Origin of the sequence: Chamaesiphon sp. VAR_48_metabat_403 (genome assembly GCF_031422475.1) — a bacterium.
Classification (GTDB): Bacteria; Cyanobacteriota; Cyanobacteriia; order Cyanobacteriales; family Chamaesiphonaceae; genus Chamaesiphon.
Map to the genome: position 1 here is coordinate 1 of NZ_JANPLS010000368.1, position 3,684 is coordinate 3,684.

Genomic DNA, 3,684 nt, shown 5'->3' on the forward strand with positions numbered 1-3,684 from the left:
CAACAACCGATCCTCAGTAACGCCCAGGGGAATCTGAATAAATGGAGCTGGAATTATCGCTGTCTGAAGTTCTGAACTATGATTCGACGCTCGAACCTCTAATAACCTGTCATCCCACTCACTCGGCGCAGTTGGATCGCAATTACTCACTCCGCCCACTGCAATTTCGATCGGCGGTAGCAGTGAGTGAATCGCTCGTGCCATCACCGATTTAGCCGTACCACGACCGCCAGCGATCGCGACTCCACCCAAATTTGGATCGACCGCCGCTAACAGCAGTGCTGATTTAATTGCTTCTTGTCCCACCACGGCACTCAGGGGGAAGGCACTAATATTATTTGAGGCGGCGATCGCTGTGGGCATTCTGTAGTAAATTATTCACTAATGTAGCTTTTGCTGTGGAGAAAATTGGCTCCTCAATTTAATTATCTCACATTCCCCACCAGCAACTGAATCGCTCGGATTGTCAGTTTCGATCTGCTTCAAGATCGCGGCTCAGATTTGTTCTTACTCAAACGTTAATTTTGGCGATTGAGTGGGAACAATTAAAGTAACAAGTCTATTTTTAATAAACTTGTCAGATCGCGAGCTGGTCGATCGTTGACCATATCCTCCATTAGAGATATTCAAGACGATCCGATGGGTATATTTTAAAGATATCCGCCGATCTTCGATCGATAGTAATCTAGTTTTAGTAAAAATTTAAAACAATGTACCATTAAGTATTTTTGCTGAAGTAGCCGACTATCTTCATCATTAATAAATACTCAGCTCACTTAGACTTATCGCTTTACTCGATCGATAGCTCTAGAGACTTACAGATACTAACTTCCAGGCTAATTATCTTGTCGATATAGCTACCCAGATATTGCTAGGTCTCAATCGATTAATTCACACCGATCGAGATCTGAGATCGCACCATCGACAGTATCCTTGTCAGGTGTAAATATCAAAAGTATACTCATAATATATCTCAGCAGAGCAATATGGCGTACGATGTTCTGCATGGTCATGTTAGTATCTAGTAAAATATGGCAGGCATATTAAAGTTGAATTTATTTCAGCATTCTAGCTGACATTTCTACTAGATATGCTGCTACCTCAAAGTTAGCCACACAAAATTTACGCATCAGATCGTTAAAAATTCAGAAAAAATTCAATCATGAAGAAATTACTGTGGTATGTTAGTTGCTGCCTGATGCCCATGTTCGGTGCGTCAGCTACTCACGCTAGCCCTGAAGTCAGATCCAGTGCCAATACCGCAACTGGTAATGCTGCTAGTTTGGGCAAACTTTCCAGTATCGATCGCCAGCAGACTTTCACCGCGACACCAATGGTCGCCAGCGACATTCTAGCTCAAGTACCACCACCACCCCCAACGCCAACAGAAGTACCGAGCGCACCGCCAACACCAAGTGCCCCGACGACCCCGGCTACTCCAGAAACTCCCGCTACTCCCGGTAATTCGGAAACCCAGGATATCAAGAGAGAGCTAGATACCATTAAAAATCAGACCGAGCCTGGTGGCGATAAATTTAATAGCTATCAGCCTAAGAGTTCTCCAGCCTTTTCAATTTTCAACCCGGTTGGGTTTGGTGCTGATAAAAACTTGGTCTTTTTATCAGTCAGTTATCAAAATCGGACTAGATTTACCCAGACATCTGATGGTGAAGCGGGAATTGGGATTGGTTTAGGCGATGCAGTTAACTCGGTTGGTGCCGAACTAACTTACAGCCTGAACAGCTTTGGTTCTAGTGCTGGATTTGGGAGCGGTGGTTTTAGTGCCAAACTCCACAAACGGATCGGTGAAGATACGGCTGTGGCGATCGGTTGGAACCAGTTTGCTAAAATTCAGCTTGGTGGCGGTAGAAATGGCAATGGCCCTTCTGACTATCCCAACAACTCTTACTATGCTGTCGGTACCAAAATCTTACGCACGCGCGAAGATATTAACGATCCGTTCAGCCGCCTAGCACTAACAGCCGGAGTCGGTAGCGGTGTCTTCTTACCATTCGATCGTAATGGCGGACTAGATCGCAGCGGACTCAACGTCTTTGGTTCGGTTGGCGTTCGCGTTGCCAGACCCGTTAGTGCAGTAGTCGAGTGGACGGGACAAGATCTCGCCGCAGGCGTATCGGTTGCACCGTTTGAGAATTTCCCCCTCGTCATCACCCCCGCAGTCCGCGATATTACAGGTGCTGGAGATGGAGCTAGATTTGTTTTAGGTGCAAGTGTATCTTTTAACTTCTAAAGCCGCTAAACTTTTGCCAGGGAATCATCTTATTCAATTATCAATCATCACAAAAGGTTAGATGTCCATGCTAAAAATATCTAAATATCACCGCACGATCGGCTGTAGCGCGATCGCCGCACTAGCCTGTACCGTACTGGTACCATCAGCTAGTTTCGCTCAAATCACCAACCCACCGACCAATTCTAGTAATGCTACTGGCGTTAACACTACCAACTCTCCTACCGGAGGCATTGGCGGTTCCAGCAGCCCCAATCCAGCAGTCATCAGTCGGATTTCCACGCTTGTTTCTAACGTCGATCTCGCTCAAGCAGATTTCGACACAGCGGTAGCAAACTTGGCGAAAGCCGAAACAGCACAACCAGTTGCAGCCAACGATACCCCCGTCCGCTTTACTGTGGACAAATCAGTTGCCAATTTAGCTGATTGCGGTTGTCCCAATGCCGATACTATTAGTAGCGCGCCCAAAACCCCCAGCCCCGAATTGGTAGCTGCCAAAGCTGCTGAAGCTGATGCCGCAGCCAAACTTGCTGCTGCCAGAGCCGAAGCGAAACAATTCATTGAATCTGTCAAAAACGGTACTGTATCGACTTCGACAACTAACAGCCAACTTTGGTAAACAGCAGTTTAGAGCCTAGCTCTCACCTGCACAAATTTCCAAATTAGGGCTAGCATCGTAGCAAAGAGCGCGCTCTAAAATTCGCTCTTTGCTAGCCAATCGCTTTTAAAACTTCGACCATCGATCGATTGACTATTACTAAGTCAGGCTTGACAAAAATGACTCAACTATCTAAATTTCGCCAACTGCTCCTCGGTTGTGGCGCAGTTGCTACAGCCGCTATTGGTAGCTTCATCCAGCCCGCTGCTGCCGAACAGTTCAATAATCAAACGATCCAATTCGATCGCGATACCATTATGGAATTTCAATTTTTGAAATCCAATAATGCCGCTCAATCGACATTTGGAGTTGTCAATCTGGCAACTGGTGAGAAAACACCTCTAATTAGCGAAGCTCGCGCTCAAGATAAACCCGGTAGAAACTATGCGGGTACCTCTGGTAAAGCAGTCAGAAAACCTTTTGCCGAATTTACATTTAAATCTGGGACTCCCTATAGCCTTTACCTAGAGTCAACTCAAAAAGGTAAAGGTACCACTACTGTATTCTCTGTACCAGACAGAAATGGCGGCGCGCAGCTAGCTAAATTCGATAACGATGCAACTGCTTTGGGCACTCAAGGCGTAAGAATTGCTTGGAATGATGGCATTTCCAACAAAACTGGCGACTTCGGTCAATTCTTAGTCATCGCTGGTGGTGGTGTTGGTTGTCCTTGTAAGCCTAGCCCTAGCCTCACTACTCCATTACCTCCTGAAACTCCCCCCACACGCAATCGCGCACCTAGCGGTCGCGGTTAATCTATTCAGTTAGATAATAT

The 3,684-nt window shown here is 46.2% G+C and carries 5 protein-coding genes; 3 read left to right on the forward strand and 2 right to left on the reverse strand.

The features are described from left to right. Together RMO79_RS17710 and RMO79_RS17715 are read right to left on the reverse strand one after the other, a co-directional pair. A partial coding sequence (locus RMO79_RS17710) for an ATP-binding protein (RefSeq protein ID WP_310484567.1) occupies positions 1 to 363 on the reverse strand: 363 nt, incomplete at its 3' end. 515 nt (positions 364 to 878) lie between these two features. Continuing rightward, on the reverse strand, positions 879 to 1,013 hold the full coding sequence (locus RMO79_RS17715) for a hypothetical protein (protein WP_310484568.1): 135 nt from the start codon (positions 1,011 to 1,013) through the stop codon (positions 879 to 881). A gap of 149 nt (positions 1,014 to 1,162) precedes the next feature. Here RMO79_RS17715 and RMO79_RS17720 point away from each other — a divergent pair, with 149 nt between their 5' ends. From RMO79_RS17720 to RMO79_RS17730, 3 genes are all read left to right on the forward strand, one after another. Continuing rightward, on the forward strand, positions 1,163 to 2,251 hold the full coding sequence (locus RMO79_RS17720) for a hypothetical protein (RefSeq protein ID WP_310484569.1): 1,089 nt from the start codon (positions 1,163 to 1,165) through the stop codon (positions 2,249 to 2,251). 67 nt (positions 2,252 to 2,318) lie between these two features. Beyond that, positions 2,319 to 2,870 (forward strand): hypothetical protein, encoded by a 552-nt coding sequence (locus RMO79_RS17725; RefSeq protein ID WP_310484570.1) that lies wholly within the window; start codon positions 2,319 to 2,321, stop codon positions 2,868 to 2,870. Between the two features lie 158 nt (positions 2,871 to 3,028). Further along, complete coding sequence (locus tag RMO79_RS17730; protein ID WP_310484571.1) at positions 3,029 to 3,664, forward strand: hypothetical protein; 636 nt, start codon at positions 3,029 to 3,031, stop codon at positions 3,662 to 3,664. Positions 3,665 to 3,684 lie beyond the last annotated feature (20 nt).